At 34.1% G+C, this 1,115-nt stretch carries 1 protein-coding gene; it reads left to right on the plus strand.

Annotated elements, in window-relative coordinates:
* Positions 1-181: 181 nt before the first annotated feature.
* Entirely contained in the window at positions 182-661 is a 480-nt protein-coding gene (locus DWB61_RS17560; RefSeq protein WP_125032238.1) for a hypothetical protein, read from the plus strand.
* The last annotated feature ends 454 nt before the right edge of the window (positions 662-1,115 follow it).

Consider the following 1,115-nt stretch of genomic DNA (forward strand, 5'->3'; position numbering starts at 1 on the left):
TAGGGAGACTTGTTAATAAAAAAAGGCTTTAAAAATAAAAGTACATAACATGCTGTATGTCGGCATTGGCGATATGTACAGGATGAAATTAAAAATCGCCAACGAAGACGACATACAGCTATACGTTGTGCTTCATGCACATAAACAGTTCTTTTTTATAACATGGTCGCAAATATGACATATGAATAAAGATATAATCGAAGATTTAGTAAAACAGGTGCAAGAAGGAGTTTCTGCTTGTAAAATAGCTGAATATCTAGGAGATATTGTTGCATTTGAGTCATTTGATGATGGAGTAAATCAAGACAGATATATTGTAAAATCTAAAGACACTAATGTTTTTGTCGCAATTAATCAATCAAAAGATGTTGATTGGGTGAGTATTAGTGGAGAAAGCATTAATCTTTCGTATGATTTTTTTGAGAAAATTTCAGAAAATGTAAAGATTCACCATAATACATATGATAATTCGTCAAAGATTCAATTGATATTTTATCCGATATTGAGAAGTGGACTACAGGGAGTTTTAGCTTGGGTCGATAATGAAGAATTCAAACGAAAAAAGAATAATGGACTTAAACTCAAAAACTTGATTCTGCACTTTGGGAAAAATAAAGCACCATTTCCTTCGAGAGAATGGGCTTATATGTTAGAAAAATAAAAGCACGAAAGCACAACAAAAGCTAAATTTCATGGGCGTTGACGAGCAGTTTGAAAATTTAATTCAATTAAGAGACACCAGCAAGCCACCTAGATTTGGTTTGCGAAAAATATAAACAAAATTATGCGGCTTGCTTCCGTGCGGTTTGAAAAGACAGTTCTTTTAATCGCCCACGAAAACTTAGCAAGACCGTTATGTACAACTAAAATCTTTAAGGAGAGATTAAACCCTCTTTTTTTAGGCTGAGACAAAACGTAGGGGAAAGTTCCTTAAGGAGTAAAAGGACAAGAAAGGCAATGCCAGGCATTGTTCAAGTCTTATGCGGTGCTACCGTGAAAGATCGCTCTTTCAAACGACTGGTATCGTTAACTAAGACTTGGATAAGTTACTGCTTTTTAGAATCAATGTCAAGAGAAGAATGAAATTCGACATTGAAAAACAGTTGCTTACACTT

The organism is Ancylomarina euxina (genome assembly GCF_003863355.1).
GTDB lineage: Bacteria > Bacteroidota > Bacteroidia > Bacteroidales > Marinifilaceae > Ancylomarina > Ancylomarina euxinus.

Bases quoted from the DNA above. Each gene is read 5' to 3' on its own strand.
- DWB61_RS17560 (WP_125032238.1), top strand. From the start codon at position 182: ATGAATAAAGATATAATCGAAGATTTAGTAAAACAGGTGCAAGAAGGA.